The organism is Candidatus Palauibacter australiensis (assembly GCA_026705295.1).
In the GTDB taxonomy this organism is placed as follows: Bacteria; Gemmatimonadota; Gemmatimonadetes; order Palauibacterales; family Palauibacteraceae; genus Palauibacter; species Palauibacter australiensis.
The window spans coordinates 1-18,107 of record JAPPBA010000180.1; the positions used below are offsets into that span (position 1 = coordinate 1).

Consider the following 18,107-nt stretch of genomic DNA (forward strand, 5'->3'; position numbering starts at 1 on the left):
GCGACCTGATGGACCTGCCCCTCAAGGTGCTCTGCGAGCTCGGAGGCTGGAAGGCGGCCAAGACGGTGCTGCGCTGTTACCAGCAGCCCGACGAGGCCCAACTCAGGCAGGCGATCCGGAGCCGCCGGAGGGCGCGGGGCTGAAATCGACTCGGCGGGAACCGAACGGCGGGAAACCGCCCGCAGAATCCCGTAAGTTCAACAACCACAACAGTTCCGAATGGGATCACGAATGCTGGTCCAGCACCTTGTAGGCGTGAAGTTCCTGCCCCGCCACCCCGGGCCGGATATCGATGTCGCTTCCGTTGCCGAGGCCGAAGACGCTCCGCCGGTACTTCGGCTCGTAGTCCTCCGGATGGAAGCGGAAGCCGATCTCGAGGTGGGCGCGCGTGTCGCGGCCGTTGGAATGGAGGTGGACGGAGTTCGACACCACCGAGGAGCCCGCCCGGAGCAGGCGGCCCGCGTCTTCGTCGAAGAGGTCGGGCTCGCGGCCGACTTCGTGCACCGGCCAGCCCGTGTCCGTAGAGGCGCGGCGCGAGCCGGGACCCGTCTCCTGGCCCTCGAGCACGCGTGTGCTCCAGATCATGTGGTGCACGACGAAGCGGCCGCCGACCGTGTGGCGACCGCCGTGCTCCCCGTCCCTGCGCTGGGGCACGTCGTTCACCTCGCGGATCTCGACGGACTTCACGTAGCGGTCCTCGGTGAGACCCGTGGGCACGCTCTCGATGTCCCCCCACCAGTCGGGCGCGTCGCCCTTCACGACGACCTCGGGGAGCTTGACGATCAGGTCCGGCTCGCCCGCGGCCCACACGACGTCGTCGTCGAACTCGAGCGGCGGCGGCAGGTCGGCGGGATCGCCCTCGGGCGTGCCGGCGCGGCGCCAGGCGTCGAGCGCCTCGATCTCCCGCTCGTCGAGCGACATGTCGTCCTTGAAGTGCTGGATGCCGATGTCCTTCTCGACGTACCAGGGGGGCATGGCGCCGGCCCGGTCCCGGATCTGGGTCCGCCGCGCAATCATGCTCGCGTAGGGCTGGACGTCCTCATAGGTGACGAGCGGCATCGGGGCGACGCCGTTGTCGCGGTGGCAGCGGACGCAGGCCCGCTGCAGGATCGGCGCGATGTCGCGGCTGAAGGTCACGTCGTCCGCCTCGACGCCCGACGCCCCTGTCGCAGCGTGGCGCGCCGTCGCGGCGGGCCCGCCGTCCTGCGCCGCCATTCCGGTGGCGCAGAGCAACATGAGGACCGGCAGAACGGAAGATCTCCGGGCGAAAGACACGATCCGCGTCGCGTGCGGCATCACATCGCTCCTTGCGGGAGGACTCTTTGGCAAAAGGGTACGCAACGGGCGAAGACCGGGTCAAACGCCACGCTAACGATCCCCGCCCGCGGCGCCCGAAGCCGGCGACCCCAACTCCAGGGGGATGGTCGGCGGCAGCCGCTTCAGGATGATCGTCGGGACGTCGAATTCGTCCGTCTCCACGAAGGCGACGACGCCGCCGGGCCCGAACGCGTCGGGCATGGGCGTCTCCTCCAGCGACAGGGTGCCCATGTACCCGCCCTCCGGCGAGAAGACATCGATCCAGCCGGCCGGCGCCTCCTCCCCCTCGGAGCCTCCGCCCGAGGGTGCGACCTGCGCATCGATCTGCGCCAGTGGGTCGCTCCCCCAGCGCTGAACCCAGACCCCCCCCTCCCAGGTCGTTCGCAGATCCCGCACGATGGGCACCTCCGGCATGAAGCCCGCGTTCGCCACCGCGTCGCGCATTCCGTCCACCATCTCCTCCACCATGGCCGCCACCTGGGCGCGAAGCTCCGGCGGAAGATCGTCCAACGACTGGCCGTTGACCTGTCCCGTAGCCGAGGCTTCCAGAGCTTCCATCATTCGGGTCCGGGCGCGCTCCCTAAGGGACTCGGTGACGGGTTCGGGGTGGAGGGGGCGGCCGACGACACGGAGGGGAGCCCCGGGGGCCGGCTGGATCTTGATCGCGTAGGCGGAGGAATCCGAATACGCCACGCCACCACCCGGGAGGACATCGAACACGAGGTCCGGCACGAACCCCATGAACGCGTCGCCGAAAGCGTCGAACATGTCCGACGGGTCCGCCGCCTCCATCGTGATGTCTTGCTCCGGCTGCGCCTCCCACCCTTCCGCGAACGGCACCGCGGCGGCCTCTTCCGCATCGGCCTCTCCCGCCTCGGCGAGTGACATGCGGTAGATGGTGCGGTCGCCGGCCTGGACGGACATTTGCCCGTTGCTGATGCGCGCGTCCGAGCTTCGGGTCAGGAACAGCGTTTCCCCCTCCCGGGCGGCGCGCACGGCCTCCGCCGAAGCGGTCTCGGAGGCGCCCTCGATCGCGAAGCGTATCGCATGCTCGAACGACCCGTCCGGGCCGAACAGGAGATAGGCGCGGTGACCGTTGTCGACGATCACGACCCCTCCCCCGGGCCGGGCCACCATGTGCCCCACGTCGCGAAGCTCGCCCGGCCCGTCGCCCCGGCGCCCGAACTCCGCCACTAGGCCTCCGGCTCCGTCCACGACCACGATGCGTGTGGAAGACGCGGCTTCGTCGCGGATGTAGAGCCGGCCGGCCGCATCGAAGTCCAGGTCCGCGATCTCCGTGAACGCGTCCCACCCCTCCGCCGCGATCCCTCCGATCCGGTACACGTCCTCGAAATCGGCCGCCAGCGGCCGGTCTTCGTCGGGAGGCGGAGCGGCCGACCCCCCGGTCTCGCCCCCACAACCCGCCAGCAACGCGATCAATGCCGCACAGCAGAATCTCATCTCGTCTCCTCCGACGACGCGCCGGTTCAAATCAATTGCCGAGGTTCGTCAGCCTCAGGTTGCGCCAGCGGACCTTGATGCCCCCGCCGTCGTGGATCTGGAGCGCGATAGAACCCTCGGCCTCTCCGATCTGCTCGTCCTCCAGGTCCACCATCTTCATGCCGTTCAACCACGTCTCAACACGGTCGCCGTCGGCCCGGATTCGCATCGTGTTCCAGTCCCCCATGCGGAGCGCGGCGTCGAGTTCCGGGTCGGGCTGCACGAGCCAGCCGCGGCCGTACGACTCGTAGATGCCGCCGGTGAAGAGGCCCGGGGGCGCGACTTCGGCCTGCCAGCCGCTCACGGTCGTCCCCTCCACGCTGGAGCGCAGGAAGACGCCGCTGTTGCCGTCCGCCTCCTGCTTGAACTCGACGGTGAGGTCGAAGTCGCGGTACGTCGCCTCGGTCACGAGGTAGCCGTACTCGGCGTCCGGGCCGCTCTCGCACACGATTTCCCCGCCCTGCTCTCCGTCCGCCACGTACCAGCGTTCGGTCCCGTGCACGCGCCAGCCGTCGAGGTTCTCGCCGTTGAACAGGGAGACGGGTTCGAGGGGACGGATACGGATGTTGCGGTACCAGACGTGGCGCCCGTGGTCCTGGAGGCCGAGCGGCCCCGACGCGGCACGCCCGTAGCGGGGATACGGCGCGAACTTGCTCGCGGCGACGAGCGCCTCCCACTCGGGGGAGCCCAGTTCGTATTCGACCGTCTTCGTCCCGTTCAGCCAGTGCTCGACGAGGTCGTTCTGGATGCGGATCCGGCCCTCGTTCCACTCACCCGGCCCGCGGAGCGTCTTCTCGCCGGAGGCGTGCAGGTCGTAGTTGTCGCCGGTCAGGTGCGTGTGCATGTCCATCGTGCCCATCTCGATGTACGCCGGGTCGTCGAGCACCTGGTATTCGGGCGCGTTGAACCAGATCGCCGCGCCCTCCTCCTCGATCACGCGGTAGAGGACGCCGCTGTTCGCGACCTCCGACAGCATGAACTCGAACTTCAGATCGAAGTCGGAGAACGATTCAGTGGTGACGATGTCGCCGCCGATCGCCACGTCGGGGTCGGTCGCGGTCGCGCCCACGACGAGCGCGCCGTCGATCACCGCCCACCCGGTGTCCGGGAAGGTCTCCAGGTTGTAGCCACGCCAGCCGGCTGTCGTCTCGCCATCGAAGAGGAGGCGCCAGCCGGCCTCGCGTTCGGCCGCGGTCAGCGTGTTCGGCGCCGACTCGGCCGCGTCGGTCTCCCCCGTGTCCGCGGGGGTCTCGGGGGGCTGCTCGCAGCCGAGCGCCAGCCCCGCCGCCAGCGCGGTGAGGAGGGGGGCGCGGGGTGCGAGCGGCGCGCGGACCCGTAGTCGCGCGCGGAGCCGACGGCGCGGCGCGGGCATCAGACGAGCCTCATGGCGTCGGGGTCCCAGTGCACGATGCGGTCCTCGAAATAGGAGAGGTTGCAGGCAAGCGCGGGGGCGGCCGCGCGCAGCCCGAAGGTCGCGTCCTCGCGCACGGCCGGGCCGCCGCGAACCGCCTCGAACCAGTTGAAGAAATGGTCGACGTGTGCGCCGCGATATCCTCGCTCCACCTCGTACCGGACTTCGGCCGGGGGAAGCATCCGGACCCGTGGCGGGAGCCCGTCCGCCGACGCCGCGGCCTCGGCCATCTTCTCCTGGGAGAAGGCGTCCATCGGGTCGACCGCGACATTCTTTCGGAGGATCACCTCGGTCCACGTCACGTCCATCGCCCCTTCGCTTCCCACCAATCGCAGGAAGGTGGTGCCCGAGGTCCCATCCACGAAGTTCACGCGCAGCGAGAGGTTGAAGCCCGGGTGCGTCTCGGTCTCCGGGTAGTCGAACACGCCCAGGAGCACGTCCGGCACCTCGCGCCCGTCCTTCCAGTAGCGGAGCCCCCCCGCGGCCTGGATCCGGGTCGGGCCACGCGAACTCACGACGAAGTGGAGGCTGGAGAAGAGGTGGACGAAGAGGTCGCCCGCCACGCCGGTCCCGTAGTCGCGGTAGTTGCGCCAGCGGAAGATCCGCAGCGGGTCGTACGGCAGGTCCGGCGCGGGTCCGAGGAAGCCCTTCCAGTCGACGGTCTGCTCGGAGGCCCCGGCCGGGATCGGGTACTGCCACGCCCCGATGGGGTCGTTGCGCGCCCAGAATCCCTCCGCGTAGTTGAGTTCGCCGATCGCCCCTTCCTCGTAGAGTTCCTTCGCCTTTTCGTTGCCGAGCGAACTCATCCCCTGGCTGCCCACCTGGAAGACCGACCCGGATTCCTGCTCGGCCGCGATCAGATCGTGCCCCTCCTCGATCCGGTGGACCATCGGCTTCTCGCAGTAGACGGCTTTGCCGGCGCGGAGCGCATCGACGGAGATCGGCTGGTGCCAGTGGTCGGGCGTGCCCACGATGACCGCATCCACGTCGTCACGGGCGAGCACCTCCCGGTAGTCGCGCGTCGTGAAGATGTCCCCGTGCCGCTCGCGCGCGGCTTCGAGCCGGCCGTCGAATACATCGCAGGCGGCCACAAGGCTCACGCCGGGAATACGCAACGCGGTGGAGACGTCCGCCATGCCCATCCCGCCGGCGCCGATCACGGCCAGGCCGATGTCGTCGGACGGCGGCACGCGACGGGTTTCCGGCTCCCGCGTGAGCGTGCGGCGGACGGCGGGTCCGCTCCGAGGGCCGGGCTCCGCTCCGGCCAGGAGCGACGGCGCGCCCGCGGCCAGCACGGTGCCGGCGGCCACGGATTTGACGAAGCTCCGGCGGTCTCTCTTTTCTTCGCTCATGTCGGATACACATTCATCCCGTGGGTTCGAGGGCGAGGTTCGCCCGGGGCTGGCTCGAAAACGTAAGGTTGTGTCGATCCCGTCAGCAAAAGGAGGGCAGGCGTGCGAACACGTTGGGCTCGATGGATGATTGTGGCCACCATCGTGGCGCTCAGTGCGGGAGTTGCGGGCGTCGCTTCCGTCCCGGCCGCGTCCGGGGACCCCGTCCTCGTCGCCGTCGAGACGGAGATGGGCGGCTTCGAACTCGAAGTGGACATCGACCGCGCGCCGGTCACCGGGGCCAACTTCCTCCGCTACGTCGACGGCGGGTTCTACGACGGCGGCACCTTCTTCCGGACCGTGCACGCGGACAACCAGCCCAACGACTCCATCCGGATCGCCGTCGTCCAGGGCGGGCGGAACCCGGAGATGGACGCCGAGTCCTTCCCGCCCATCCCGCTGGAACGCACCTCCGAGACCGGGCTCCGGCACGAGGACGGGACGGTCTCGATGGCGCGCGGCGGCCCCGACACCGCGACGCAGAGCTTCTTCATCTGCATCGGCGACCAGCCGTCGCTCGACTTCGGCGGTATGCGCAACCCCGACGGCCAGGGCTTCGCCGCCTTCGGACGCGTGGTGGCCGGCATGGACGTGGTGCGCGCAATCCACCAGGCCCCCTACGACGCGCAACAACTCACCCCACCCGTCCGAATCACGAGAGCATACCGGAAGGAGTGAGGATCTTCCGGGCAACCATTTGGGAAGGGAGGACCCCGATGCCGATCGCCCACCACACCGGGAATCGCCCCTTGGACCGTGTACGCCGGAGGCGGAGGGGCCGCCGGCTTCTCGCCGCCACGACGGTCGTAGCGGCCGCGACCGTCCTTGCCGCCGCCGGACCCGTCTCGGCGCAGAGCGAGCCGCCCGCGAAACCGCCGGCCGACTGGGAGGCGACGGCGATCGACTACAGCAACGTCCCCTATCCGCACCCGGTGTCGTACCTCGACGTCGAGGTCTATGGGAAGGACTATCGGCTCGCGTACATGGATGTGGCTCCGGCGGGCGCCCCGAACGGACAGACGGTCGTCCTCTTTCACGGGATGAACTTCTTCGCGGCCGGGTTCCGGCCCACGATCGAGGCGCTGCGGAACGCGGGGTTCCGGGTGATCGCGATCGACCGGCTGGGCTTCGGCCGCTCCTCGAAACCCATCATCCACTACAACCTCCACATCCCCGCGCGGAACGCGAAGCGGCTGCTCGACGCGCTCGGAGTCGAGCGCGCCGCGATCGTCGGACACTCGATGGGCGGAATGGTGGCGACGCGGTTCGCCTCGACGTATCCCGAGGCGACGACGCACGTCGCCATGGTGAACCAGATCGGCCTCACCGACTCCCGTCCCGGCCGGGGGTGGACCGACGCGGATGAGAACTACGCTTCGGTGCTCAACGGGACGACGTATCAGTCGGTCCTGCGCGGGCACATGCGGTACTACCCGAACGGCTGGCGCCCGGAGTACCTCGAGTGGGTGAAGGTCCAGTACGGCCTCACGCTGAGCGGAGACTGGCCGCGCATGGCGCGGGTGCGGGCGGCGCAGCGCGCGATTCTCTACGAGGATCCCGTCGTCTACGAGTGGCAGCACATCGCGACGAAAGCGCTCGTCATCGGCGGCGCCGATGACCGCCTCGTGGCCGACTACCCGGCGCTCGCCCGAAATGTCGCCGAGCAGTTGCAGAACGCCGAACTCGTGATCTTCCCCGAGGTCGGGCACTCGCCGCAGTTCGAGATTCCGGAGCGCTTCCACGCGGAGTTGGTCCGGTTCCTGCGCTCCGACCCGGACGAGCCCGCCGATCCGTCGTGGCGGGAAACGGACGTCGGGCGGCGGCGGGGTTCGTAGCGCGGGCGCCGACGGCGCGAATAGGTTCCTCCGCCATGGAGAACTCCAGGCTGCCTCCCTTCACGCTGCCGCTCCTCGCCCTCTCGGTCGCCGCCGGCTGTACCGGGGAGGCGCCGGAGCGCCCGGTCCCCGTCGCGGACATGCAGGAACTGATGGTCTCCGTAATGGAGCCGGCGGCGGAGGCCTACTGGGACGGCGTGGGCGAGGTCCTCACCGAAGCGGGCGTCCACCAGTTCCGGCCCCTGACCGAGGAGGACTGGACCTCGCTCCGCAACGCCGCGTTCGTCCTCGCCGAGTCGGGCAACCTGATGATGATGGACGGCCGCGCGCGCGACCGCGGCGACTGGATGGCCCACTCGCGGACGATGGTCGAGGCGGGCCGCCTGGCGCTGGACGCCGTGGACCGCCGCAACCCGGACGCCGTGTTCGACGCCGGCGCGGAGGTCTACTACGCCTGTCGCGACTGCCACGCCCGCTACGCGGCGGAAACGCTCAGGCCGAGCGATCCCCACAGCGCTCCGGGACCCGAAGGAGCTCCGGCGCGTGAAGAAGCTCCGGATCCCGATCCCGGCGCGCCCGCGACGCACGCGACGGACCGCGGGGACGGACGCTAGGCTCTCCGGCCCATGGAACGATTCCTCGAGTGGTTGGGGAACACCCCCTGGAGCGTGGCCCTGCTGGAATCCACCCTCGCGTGGCCGCTCATCGAATCCTCCCACGTCCTGGCCGTGGCCCTCTTCTTCGGCACCGTGATGATGAACGACCTCCGGCTCCTGGGCTGGACGATGCGGCGCGTGCCGGTGTCGGAGGTCACGGGCCGGCTGCTCCCGTGGACCCGGCTCGGATTCACGGTCATGGTGGTCACCGGGCTTCTCATCTTCTACTCGAACCCGGTCCGCTACTACCACAACATCTTCTTTCGACTGAAGGTGCTCCTGTTCGTGGTTGCGGGACTCAACGCCTTCGTCTTTCACCGGGGGATCCACCGCCGCGTGATGGAGTGGGAACGCCTGCCCGTTCTTCCGGGACGGGCGCGGGCGGCGGGCGCCATCTCGCTCGCGGCGTGGGCGCTCATCATCGTGGCGGGCCGTCTCATCGCCTACAACTGGTTCGACTGTGACATTCCGGGACAGCCGGGCTGGGTGAACTGGGCGGCGGGCTGCCCCGTGGCGGGGGACTGATGGGCGGGCGTCAGTTCGCGCCGGAAGCGTGGCTCCCCTTCTTCGAGCGGCTGGAGAACACGGCCATCGGGACGGCCGTGCGTGAATCGATCTGGGCCTTCCCCATCATCGAGGCCGTCCACCTGCTGGGGCTCGGGCTCCTGGGCGGGGCGGTGCTGCTCGCCGATCTCCGGCTCCTGGGGAAGGGGCTCACGCGGCAGCCGATCGCGAACGTCGTGCGGCACGCGCGCCCCTGGCTGCTCGCGGGGGTGGGACTGATGTTCCTGACCGGTATTCCGCTGTTCCTGTCGGAAGCCGTGAAGTGCTACTACAACACGTCCTTCTGGGTGAAGATGATCTCGCTCCCGTTCGCGCTCGCGTTCACCTTCGGAACCCGGAAGTGGGTGGTCGCCGCGGCCCCGGGTCGCGCGAACTGGCGCACGCGGCTCATCGCCGCGATCTCGCTGGGGTTGTGGTTCACGGTGGCCGCCGCGGGACGCTGGATCGGCTTCTCCGCCTGAAGCCCTTCCCCGGATCCCGCTCCGGATCCCGCGTGCGGACGCCGACCGGGAGCGCTAGTTGTGCTCCTCGAGGATGCTGTGGCTGGTGACCTCGACGATCTCGCCTTCCCAGCCGGGGGGCGGCTGGCAGGGGTTGGCGTCGTAGGCGGGATCGTTGGGTCGCGGCGCGCCGCCGGGAGGGGCGCCGGCGCCGGATGAACCCATGAAGAACTTGCTGCCGTCGGTGAAGGTGACGTCGCGGCCGTTGGCCCGCTTGAGCGAGTGGTCCTTGGCCTGGTAGCCGTCCACGATGAGTTCGGTGCCGGGCGCGAGACAGTCCCGCTGGAGGCCCCGGCGCAGGAGCGTGTTCGGCGTGCCGCCCTCGACCATCCAGACCTCGGATCCGGCATCGGTCTCGACCTCGAGGTGAATCCACGTGTGCGGGTTCACCCATTCGAGCCGCACGACGGCGCCCCGGAGGCGGATGGGGGCGTTCCGGTCGAACTCCGCCCCGAAGGCGTGGTGCGCGATCAGCGGCGCCGCGGCGGCCAGCGCGACCCCGCCCGCCAGGAGGTACAGAGGCAGCTTCCTCATCGATCTCACCCGTGTCTCAACCCACAATCCGGCGCCACGACGACGCTCTTGCATCCTCGCTCCAAAGTAACAGCCGCCGGGGAGTTCCCGCGACGGCTAGCGCTCCTGGGCGCGGGCGCCGCTGAGGACGTTGGAGAGGGCGTAGTTGCCCTCGTGGCAGGCGTACTCGTAGAGCTGGCCGTCGAGGCGCGTGAAGGGAACTTCCCCGCCCCAGCTCTCGACGAAGGTGTCCGGGTCCTCGACGGTGAACTCGTAGTGGATCGTGTGTTCGTCCGCGCGCGTGATGCGCTCCGTCACGGTCATCCGCTCCGAGCCGGGGCCGAACAGGTACACGTAGGCAGCCATCTGGTCCGGATTCAGGTTCGTCGTGCGGACGACGAGCGTGTCTCCCTCCCAGCGCCCCCACGATTCGCCGAACCACGGGCGCACGCCATCGCCGGTCGGCTTCGGCTCGCCCATGCGGACGATGCGCACGTCGTGCACCATCTCCGTCAGGATCATGATGTGATCGGACGTCTGCACGATGGTGTAGTTGTTGTTGTAGAAGTAGTTCGGCAGCATCGGCGGGCCGGCGTTGGAGCCGAAGGAGAGGATGCAGCGCTCGCCGACGGGGCGGTTCTCGGGATTGTCGAACGCGCCAGCCAGCCGCCCGTAGGCCTGGAGTCGCCGCCGCCGGCCTTCGGGAGTGAGAGCCGGGATGCGACCGTCCTCCGGGTACGTGAGGAGCGAGCTTCGGGGCTCGCCGTTGAACACCGCGACCCGGTCGCCCGCATCGATCCAGAAGTAGTTATAGCCGCCGACGCCGCCGGCCGCGCCCGTGGAACCGTCTCCTCCCACCGGCGGGGCCTCGCGGTCCGGGTCGCTGGGCGCGTTTCGGTCGTCGATGTACTCCTGGCGCCGCCCCTCGCGGACCGCGACCTCCTCCGCCGTGAGCACGAGTGCCTCGCCCTCCGGGCGCTGCAGCGGCGTCATCGTCCCGTTCGTCCAGTCACCCTGCAGATCGGGATGCCCGTCCGCGGTCCGCGGAACGACCCATCCATCCCCGCCTTCCCCCGGACGGCCGCCGGCCCCGTCGCACGCGGAGAACGCGGCGGCGCCGAGCAGGGCCGCGAGCGCCAGCACGCCGGGGCGTCCCCGCGGGCACGGTCGACGACTCGCGGACCTCATCGGCGCTGACGCGGGGCTTGCCACGGGCCGCCCGGCTACCGGATCGGGTTCTTTCGGAGGTGTCCGTACATCAACTCCTCCACGAAGGGGACGCACTTGAACTGCCCCAGCCTCGCGTCGGGATCCACGTTTCGGTACAGCGGCAGGCGGATCGTCCACGGCTCGGAGAACGTCTCGGGGTCCTCCATCGTGGCCTCGTACATCAGGTGGTCGGGCCCGAGCATCGTCCACCGTTCCGTGACCGTGAGCCGGTAGCTGTGGTGGTTCCCGGCCCGGTCGAACCAGGTCTGGCCGTTGAACCCGTTCACGGTGACGACGAAGGTGTCCTCCTCCCAGCGCCCCACCGACTGCCCCATCCAGGCATCCACCTGGGGGGGACCGGGATCCTCGAGATAGATGTCGCGGACCGCTCCGGCGTACTCGTAGGCGATGAAGAACTTCGACTCGCTCTGGAAGATCTGGAACGGGAGGTGCATGTAGTTCGCGCGCGGGACGCCGGGCAGGTAGCAGCGGATCTCGGGGTCGCGCTCGAGCCAGCGTTCGCGGTTTTCGTCGCGCCGCTCCAGGGCTTCCGGGAGGTAGGGGATGCTCCCGCCGACCACGATCCCCTGCCCGGACGGCACGGATCCCACAGCGCCGAGCGCCACGACCTCGTTGGCGGGGACGGGCACGACGGGGCCTTCCTGCATGGCGAGCGCGGGACGCGCCATGTGCGGCTCCACGTCCCAGTACGCATTTCCGAGCGCCGCCCAGATGCCGTTGAAGTCGGGATGTCCCGAGGCCGTTCGCGGGATGCCGTCGTCCGGCGTGCAGGCGGCGACCGTTCCGAGCCCCAGGACGAGGAGGGCGCACAGGACACGCCTCCCGCGACAGCGGTTTCGCTCCACGCGACGTAGCTCGCGCCTCCTCGGGAAGTTCGCCATCGGCACCGACCTCCGGTTTGACCGTTCCGCGTGCGTCGGGTCGAAACTGCGACCCGGCCCATTCTCTGGCCAGATCGGCGGGGCGGAGGCACATTTTGAGAGGCGGGTCGACGCAGGGCGGGGTACGGGTTGCGCAACACTGAACGACCGGGAGGAGACATGAAGAACCTGCGCGTAACCGGACTGGCACACTTGACCGCACTGGGGGCCGCGTTCCTCGGCATCGCGGCCTGCGGCGCGGAGGACGCGGCGGAGGATGAGATGATGGATCCGGCCGAGGAGGTCACGGATCCGGCGGCGGCGGGTCTCCCGAACCCCACGCCCAACGTGATCAAGGACTGGGCGCCGCTCCCGGATGGCCGGACGTGGGGCTCCACGGCGGGCATCGATATCGACCCCATCGACGGCCACATTTGGGCCTACGACCGTTGTGGCGGGATCGCGCTCTCCGGCGGGTGTGCGGAGAACATCGTCGACCCCGTGTTCAAGTTCCACCGCGAGACGGGCGAGGTCCTGGCCAGCTTCGGTGCTGGCCTCTTCGTGCTTCCGCACGGGCTCCACGTGGACGAGGACGGGAACGTTTGGGTTACGGACTCCCAGGGGACAGAAGACAAGGGGCATACCGTCGTGAAGTTCTCGCCGGAAGGCGAGGTGCTCATGATGCTCGGGGAGATGGGCGTTCGGAGCAGCGAGCCCGGCACCTTCTTCAACGAGCCGTGCGACGTGATCACGGCTCCGGACGGGTCGATCTTCGTCTCCGACGGCCACAGCGGACAGAACGCGAACCCTCCGGAGGGGTCCACCGGCCGTATCATCAAGTTCTCGCCCGAAGGCGAATACCTCATGGAGTGGGGCGTGATCGGCGACGCGCCGGGCGAGTTTCGGACCCCGCACGCGCTCGAGATGGACTCGCGGGGGCGCCTCTTCGTCGCGGACCGGGGCAACCACCGCATCCAGGTCTTCGACCAGGAAGGGAACCTGCTCGACATCTTTTACGAGTTCGGCCGCGTCAGCGGACTCTTCATCGACGACGCGGACAACGTCTATGCCATCGACTCGGAGTCGAACCCCAACCAGCACTCGGACTGGCTGACCGGCGTTCGGATCGGCCACGCCTCCCAGGACCGGGTCACGGCCTTCATCCCGCCGCACGAATCCGACGATCCGCAGGGCGAGGCCGGCGAGGGCGTCGCGGTCGATGCGGACGGGAACGTTTATGCTGCGGAAGGACCGAACTCGCGGGCCGCCGCCGAGGGCGGAGTCACGAAGTACACTGGCAACCGATGAGCAATCGACGCAGGGCTGCTGAAGGAGGGAAGAGAAGATGACGATGAGAAGATTCGCTTCGGGGATGGCGGTGGGTGCGTTGGCGCTCGCCTTCGCGGGATCCGCCGCCGTCGCCCAGGAACTCAGCGAAGTGTGTCCGGATTCGCCGGACATGACGGGCGCCATGTGGGGACTGGTCTCGGACGGGGACACGCAGATGGGTTTGCCCAGCGCCACCGTCGTCGCGAGCTGGGAAAGGGACGGCGAGTCGGGACAGATGGAAGGGCAGACCGCGCTGGACGGCGGCTATACGCTGTGCTACGTGCCGCTCGGCGTCGAGATCTCGGTTCAGCCGGTGTTCATGGGCACGGGAGGGGCCGCCATCACGGCCAGTCTCACGGAACAGATCACCCGCCTGGACCTCACGTTTTCCCTCTCCGCCGTCGGTAGCGGCGGCAACGACGACCGGATCTGGGCCTGCTTCGGTGGGGTTACGGACAACCAGGTCAACGTCCAGAATACGCGACTCATCCGGTGCGACCCGGGCTGGGCGGGGATCGACCGCTGTCCGAAGGAAGCGGAGTACGGTCAGGTGCAGGCGACGATGACGGGCGGCGGCCTGTCAGCGGACGATGAGGACCGCGTGGACGAAATAGCCGGAAGTTCGGACTTTCGCGAAGCCCTCGAGAAGCTGGTCGCCGACGCCGCGCGGCTCGGGGCGAACGCCATGATCAATGTCCGGATGAACCGGAATTCGCTCACCGCCGAGGCGGTCACGATCTCCGTCGATCCTACCAGCTGCCGCTGATGGGAAGGATCGCCGCGGGAGCGGCGGCGCTCGCTTTCGCGGGACCTGCGGCGGTTGCTCAGGAAGTCAACGAGGTATGCCCGGACTCGCCGGAGATGACGGGCGCGCTGTGGGGACTGGTCTCGGACGGAGCCACGCAGATGGGACTCCCCGGCGCGACCGTCATCGCCAGTTGGGTGCACGACGGCCAGGAGGGGCGGAGGGAGGGACAGACGGCGCTGGACGGCAGCTACACGCTGTGCTATGTGCCGCTCGGCGTCGAGATCTCGCTGCAACCGGCGCTCCTGGGGACTGGAGGCGCTGCCGTCGCCGTGAGTCTCACGGAGGAGATCACACGGCTGGACCTTGGCTTTTCTCTCACTGGCGTCGGCGCGGGCGACGACCGGATCTGGGCCTGTTTCGTCGGCACCACGGATAACCAGATCAACCTCCAGCATTCGCGGCTCATTCGGTGCGACCCGGGGTGGGGCGGGATCGACCGCTGTCCGAAGGAAGAGGAACACGGCCAGGTGCAGGCGACAGTTTCCATGTACTCCGTCACGTCGGATACGATGGCCGTGGAAGGAGGCAGGCGGGCCGGGAGCCTTGAACTCCGCGGAGCCCTCGAGAAAGTCATCGCCGACGCCAGACGGCTGGGGGCGAACGCGTTGATCAATTGGCGGATGAACCGAAACTCGGTGACCGCCGAAGCCGTCACCATCTCGGTCGATCCCGCCACCTGCCGTTGACGCTGGGCGCGCCGGCGCGGGCCCACGGTGAGTGGCCCGCGCCGGCGGCCTCGGTCAGGGTCGCCGCACGCGGATCGGGAAGGGCGGCCGTTCGGGTGTCGCCACCGGTGACGCCTCGAGTTGCTGCAGCACGACCTCGATCGCCTTCTCCAGCTGCGGGTCGACGCCCGCGATCACCTCGGCCGGCCACTGTTCCACTTCGATGTCCGGCGGCACACCCACGTTCTCGACGATGAACCCGTCCTCCGTCCATATCGCGAGGTTCGGCGCCGTGATCGACCCGCCGTCCATCAGAATCGGGAACCCCAGGACGCCGACGAGCCCGCCCCAGGTGCGGCGCCCGATGAGCGTGCCCATCTCGAGCTTGCGGAACATCCACGGCAGCATGTCCCCGCCGGAACCGGCGTTCTCGTCGATGAGCATCACCTTGGGGCCCGGGATCGCGCCCTGCGGCGTGACGAGGTCGGCCCCGTAGCGCATCGCCCAGTGCGACATGTAGGGCCGCCGGAGGATGTTGATGTAGTAGTCCGCGATCTGGCCGCCCCCATTGTGCCGCTCGTCGATGATCACGGCCTCCCGGTTCGTCTGCGGGAAGAAGTAGCGCTTGAAGTACTCGTGTCCCGCGCCGGCCGTGTTGGGCACGTATACGTATGCGACGCGCCCGCCGGTGGCTTCGTCGACCCGCGCGAGGTTGCCCTCCACCCAGTCGCGGTTCCGCAGCGCGCCCTCGTTCGCCACCGGCACGACGTCGACGGTGCGTGACCCCGTCCCGTCCGGCGACGGGCCGACGGTGATCGAAACGATCCGGCCGGCCGTGTTCTCGAACCGGCTGTAGAGGTTCTCCGGCGCGGAGAGCGCGACCCCTTCGACCGCCAGCAGGTATTCGCCCGCCTCGACCTCGACCCCCGGCTCCGTGAGCGGGGATCGGAGTCCGGGATTCCAGTTGAGACCGCCGTACACCTTCTCGAACCGGTACCGCCCCTCTTCGACGACGAAGTCCGCGCCCAGGAGGCCGCCCGGCACGTCGTCCGTCTCGTGCAGGAAGTCGCCGCCGCCGCCACGGTGGTGCCCCACCGCAATCTCGGAATGGAGCCACGTCATGAGCCGGTTGAGGTCGGCCCGCGAGGTGAGGTGGGGGAGGAAAGCGGCGTACTTCTCCTTCATGGCGGGCCAGTCCGCGCCGTGCATGTTCGGGTCGTAGAAGTAGTCGCGGTTGATCCGCCAGGCCTCATCGTAGATCTGACGCCATTCCGCGCGCGGGGCGATCCTCACCTGCACGTCGGCGACGCGGAGCCGGTCCGCGCCGGATCCGATGTCCGTCCCGCCGGCGTTGCCGATGAACCAGCCGCCGGACGTCGCGTACAGCACGCTCCTGCGGTCTGCGGACAGGTCGTAGAAGCGCGTGCCGCCGACCACCGTCGCCGCCTCGCGCTCGGCGAGCGAGAAGCGGTGGAGGCTGGGGCCGGCACCGGGGCTTCCGAACCCGCTGGCCGTCTCGCTTCGGACGTAGAAGAGCTGGCCCGGGTCGCCGGGTTGCAGGTTCGCGTAGCCGGCTTCGGGCAACGGCAGGGCGAGGATCCGCTGGTCGAGCCCGTCGAAGTCGATGCGGACGGTGACCTCGTCCGCATCGCCGGCTGCCTCCGCATCGCCGGCTCCCCCCGCCTCCGGTTCGGCCTCGTCCCCGGCCTCTTCGTCGCTTTCCCTCGCCAGCGGGGACGGCGTTCCCTTCTCGAGGACCGCGAGATAGATCGCGTTCGTCATGTCGAAGTCGTTGTTCGACTGGGCGAACCACTGGACGACGGGGCCCGCGTCCGTGGAGGACGTGAGATAGAGGTACTTGCCGCCGGCGTCGAAGACGGCTTCGGAGACGTCGCTGAGCCCGTCCGTGACGGCTCTCGTCTCTCCCGTTTCGAGGAGGTGCACGTAGGCGGTGCGGATGTTGGTCTCGTTGTTGCGCGTGTAGACGAGCCAGCGGGAGTCCGGCGACCAGGCGTGCGAGGGCGGGGGCAGCGGCCCGTACATCGCGTCGGCATCCACGCGGTGCGTGTCCCCGGAGGCGAGGTCGATCCAGTACACGGCCCGCGAGTTGTCCGTGTAGCTGATCTTCGTGCCGTCGGGCGACCACACCGCGTCCGCGTAGAACCCGGCGCCGTCGAGCGGGTAGGCGCGCGCTTCTCCCGCGCCCGATGCACCCGATTGCGGAGCCACGTACAGCCGGTATTCGCCCGAGGCGTCGGAGAACCAGGCGATCGACTCTCCGTCGGGCGACCAGGCGGGGCTCCGCTCATGGGCCGCGGTCGACTGCGTGAGGTTGCGGTCGTCCCCCTTGTCGCGCGGCAACGTGACGATCTCGCCCCGGAACTCGAAGGCGGCGCGGGCGCCGGAGGGCGAGAGGCTCGCGTTGCGGACGAAGTTCTCGCCGCCGGCGTAGCGGGGCCGCACCTCCAGGAGATCCGTCGCGACCCGCACCGGCACGGGGTCGCTCGCGCCCGAGCGGGGATCGAGCAGGTGCAACCGCCCCGCCTGCTCGTAGGCGATCCGGCCGCCGCCCGCCGACGCGTTCAGCACCGGGAAGTCCTCGTGCGCGGTGATCCGCGAGACGTGCCCCGTCCCCGTGTCATAGGCATGGACGTTGAACTCCCCGTCGCGGTCCGAGCGGAAGTAGACGCGGTCCCCGATCCACATGGGGTCCGTGTCGTTCGAGCGGCCTTCGGGCTGCGGAATCTGCACGACGGAATGGTCCGCCACGTCGTAGATCCAGATCCGCGTCGTCGTCCCGCCCCGGTAGTTCTTCCACTGCGTGAAGGCTTCGTACAGCGGCGTGTAGGCGATCTTCGCGCCGTCCGGCGAATAGGTCGCCTTGAACGCGTGCGGAATGGGCAGCTGTTCGGGGTGTCCGCCGCTCGTCGCGACCGTGAACAACTGGCGGTGGCGGCCCGTGTAGGCGTTGCGTCCCGACGAAAAGAGCACCGCCGACCCGTCGGGCGTGAAACTCTGGACGACATCGGCTCCCGGGTGCCAGGTGAGCCGGGCGGGCACGCCCCCTTCCGCGGGCACGAGAAAGACATCGGTGTTGCCGTCGTATTCGCCGCTGAACGCGATCCATTCGCCGTCCGGCGAGAAGCGCGGGTTGAACTCGAAACCCGCGTGCGAGGTCAGCCTGCGCGGCGAACTCCCATCGATGCCCGCGGTCCACAGGTCCCCGGCGTACGTGAACGCGATCCGGTCCGCGCTGACCGCGGGCTGCGCGAGCATGAGCGTGCCGGCGGCATCCTGTGCCCAGGCGGGACGGAACGAGGCCGCGAGGAGCATGGCCGGGAGGAGGAGTGAATGTGCCTTCGAACTTGCCTTCATTGGAGCCTTCGCAATCCGGGATGGTTTTCGAGTCGAGCCGTGAACGCCGCCTGATTGTACGTGCGGAGACGCCGAAACCGGTACCGGCGGCCAGCCGTATCGACTCCGTGTCGACACCGTATCGACCTTGGTCGCGTGGTTGCCCGCCCGCGT

Annotated in this window: 16 protein-coding genes; 8 read left to right on the top strand and 8 right to left on the bottom strand. The window is 69.2% G+C overall.

Annotation, left to right across the window (positions count from 1 at the left end; translation table 11 throughout):
• Positions 1-225 precede the first annotated feature (225 nt).
• The 4 genes from OXN85_14790 to OXN85_14805 form a co-directional block, all read right to left on the bottom strand.
• Positions 226-1,296: a hypothetical protein gene (locus OXN85_14790; protein ID MCY3601231.1), complete on the bottom strand. Its 1,071-nt coding sequence runs from the start codon at positions 1,294-1,296 to the stop codon at positions 226-228.
• 72 nt (positions 1,297-1,368) lie between these two features.
• Positions 1,369-2,778, bottom strand: a complete 1,410-nt coding sequence (locus OXN85_14795; protein ID MCY3601232.1) for a hypothetical protein — start codon at positions 2,776-2,778, stop codon at positions 1,369-1,371.
• A 31-nt stretch (positions 2,779-2,809) separates the two neighbouring features.
• Positions 2,810-4,189 carry a DUF1080 domain-containing protein gene (locus OXN85_14800; GenBank protein ID MCY3601233.1) on the bottom strand — a complete coding sequence of 460 codons (1,380 nt, stop codon included), beginning with the start codon at positions 4,187-4,189 and terminating at the stop codon, positions 2,810-2,812.
• Complete coding sequence (locus tag OXN85_14805; protein MCY3601234.1) at positions 4,189-5,580, bottom strand: Gfo/Idh/MocA family oxidoreductase; 1,392 nt, start codon at positions 5,578-5,580, stop codon at positions 4,189-4,191. The genes OXN85_14800 and OXN85_14805 overlap by 1 nt, the downstream gene beginning before the upstream one ends.
• Positions 5,581-5,706: 126 nt before the next feature.
• Between OXN85_14805 and OXN85_14810 the strand changes: the two genes are divergently transcribed.
• From OXN85_14810 to OXN85_14830, 5 genes are all read left to right on the top strand, one after another.
• The gene (locus tag OXN85_14810) at positions 5,707-6,297 is read left to right on the top strand and encodes a peptidylprolyl isomerase (protein ID MCY3601235.1); all 591 of its coding nucleotides are present in this window, start codon (positions 5,707-5,709) and stop codon (positions 6,295-6,297) included.
• A gap of 71 nt (positions 6,298-6,368) precedes the next feature.
• Positions 6,369-7,454 carry an alpha/beta hydrolase gene (locus OXN85_14815; GenBank protein ID MCY3601236.1) on the top strand — a complete coding sequence of 362 codons (1,086 nt, stop codon included), beginning with the start codon at positions 6,369-6,371 and terminating at the stop codon, positions 7,452-7,454.
• A 35-nt stretch (positions 7,455-7,489) separates the two neighbouring features.
• On the top strand, positions 7,490-8,068 hold the full coding sequence (locus tag OXN85_14820; protein ID MCY3601237.1) for a hypothetical protein: 579 nt from the start codon (positions 7,490-7,492) through the stop codon (positions 8,066-8,068).
• Between the two features lie 12 nt (positions 8,069-8,080).
• Entirely contained in the window at positions 8,081-8,635 is a 555-nt protein-coding gene (locus OXN85_14825) for a hypothetical protein (GenBank protein ID MCY3601238.1), read from the top strand.
• Positions 8,635-9,135 (top strand): hypothetical protein, encoded by a 501-nt coding sequence (locus tag OXN85_14830; GenBank protein ID MCY3601239.1) that lies wholly within the window; start codon positions 8,635-8,637, stop codon positions 9,133-9,135. Before OXN85_14825 ends, OXN85_14830 begins: the two co-directional genes overlap by 1 nt.
• Before the next feature lie 54 nt (positions 9,136-9,189).
• Here OXN85_14830 and OXN85_14835 read toward each other — a convergent pair whose 3' ends face one another.
• The 3 genes from OXN85_14835 to OXN85_14845 all read right to left on the bottom strand — a co-directional run bounded on the left by OXN85_14835 (position 9,190) and on the right by OXN85_14845 (position 11,762).
• Positions 9,190-9,708 (bottom strand): DUF6152 family protein, encoded by a 519-nt coding sequence (locus OXN85_14835; GenBank protein ID MCY3601240.1) that lies wholly within the window; start codon positions 9,706-9,708, stop codon positions 9,190-9,192.
• Between the two features lie 96 nt (positions 9,709-9,804).
• A complete protein-coding gene (locus OXN85_14840; GenBank protein ID MCY3601241.1) occupies positions 9,805-10,830 on the bottom strand; it encodes a hypothetical protein in 1,026 nt (341 codons plus the stop codon).
• 80 nt (positions 10,831-10,910) lie between these two features.
• Positions 10,911-11,762: a hypothetical protein gene (locus tag OXN85_14845; protein MCY3601242.1), complete on the bottom strand. Its 852-nt coding sequence runs from the start codon at positions 11,760-11,762 to the stop codon at positions 10,911-10,913.
• Positions 11,763-11,957: 195 nt separating this feature from the next.
• On the opposite strand from OXN85_14845, the gene OXN85_14850 reads away from it, so the two are divergent.
• The 3 genes from OXN85_14850 to OXN85_14860 all read left to right on the top strand — a co-directional run bounded on the left by OXN85_14850 (position 11,958) and on the right by OXN85_14860 (position 14,600).
• Positions 11,958-13,085 carry a peptidyl-alpha-hydroxyglycine alpha-amidating lyase family protein gene (locus tag OXN85_14850; GenBank protein ID MCY3601243.1) on the top strand — a complete coding sequence of 376 codons (1,128 nt, stop codon included), beginning with the start codon at positions 11,958-11,960 and terminating at the stop codon, positions 13,083-13,085.
• A 37-nt stretch (positions 13,086-13,122) separates the two neighbouring features.
• Positions 13,123-13,872, top strand: coding sequence for a heavy metal-binding domain-containing protein (locus OXN85_14855; protein ID MCY3601244.1), 750 nt, complete (start codon positions 13,123-13,125; stop codon positions 13,870-13,872).
• 95 nt (positions 13,873-13,967) lie between these two features.
• A complete protein-coding gene (locus tag OXN85_14860) occupies positions 13,968-14,600 on the top strand; it encodes a hypothetical protein (GenBank protein MCY3601245.1) in 633 nt (210 codons plus the stop codon).
• Positions 14,601-14,654: 54 nt separating this feature from the next.
• Here the strand turns inward: OXN85_14860 and OXN85_14865 are convergent, their stop codons facing one another.
• Positions 14,655-17,954, bottom strand: a complete 3,300-nt coding sequence (locus OXN85_14865) for a PDZ domain-containing protein (GenBank protein MCY3601246.1) — start codon at positions 17,952-17,954, stop codon at positions 14,655-14,657.
• Positions 17,955-18,107: the final 153 nt, after the last annotated feature.